A 449-nucleotide genomic window follows, 5' to 3' on the forward strand; every position below is an offset into this window, starting at 1 on the left:
AGCCAGGACGCGGTGCAGGCCGACCGGACTTCCGGGTCGTGGCACGATTTCCTCCCTTACGACTTTGGCACGACGACAGATCTTGCGGTGATGCGTTCGACAGTCCGTAGGACTTTGCGTATCGTGACACGCGTCGACAGTCGGCACAAAACCGCACGCCCTGCCGCAGGCCGAGAACGGAGACACACCATGAGCATCGAGACCTCGATCGGACTCGAGACCGGTCAGCCGTACCCGTACCAGCGGGTGGAGCTCGTGGAGCCCGACTGGACCCGCTTCCCGGGTTGGGCCGGCGTCACCGCCACCGAGTGGGAGTCCGTTCAGTGGCAGCGGGCGCACTGCGTCAAGAACGTCCGGCAGCTGCGGGTGCTGCTCGGGGACCTCGTCGACGAGGCCTTCTTCGCCGACCTCGAGCGTGACCAGCGCGAGCGGGCCACGATGTCCATGCT

The 449-nt window shown here is 66.1% G+C and carries 1 protein-coding gene; it reads left to right on the plus strand.

Features of this window, described 5'->3' with window-relative positions; translation table 11 throughout:
* Positions 1-189 precede the first annotated feature (189 nt).
* Positions 190-449 (plus strand): hypothetical protein (locus tag M3149_RS22765; RefSeq protein ID WP_251711627.1); only part of this gene is annotated, 260 nt, incomplete at its 3' end.

Origin of the sequence: Hydrogenophaga intermedia (genome assembly GCF_023715105.1) — a bacterium.
In the GTDB taxonomy this organism is placed as follows: Bacteria; Pseudomonadota; Gammaproteobacteria; order Burkholderiales; family Burkholderiaceae_C; genus Hydrogenophaga; species Hydrogenophaga intermedia_A.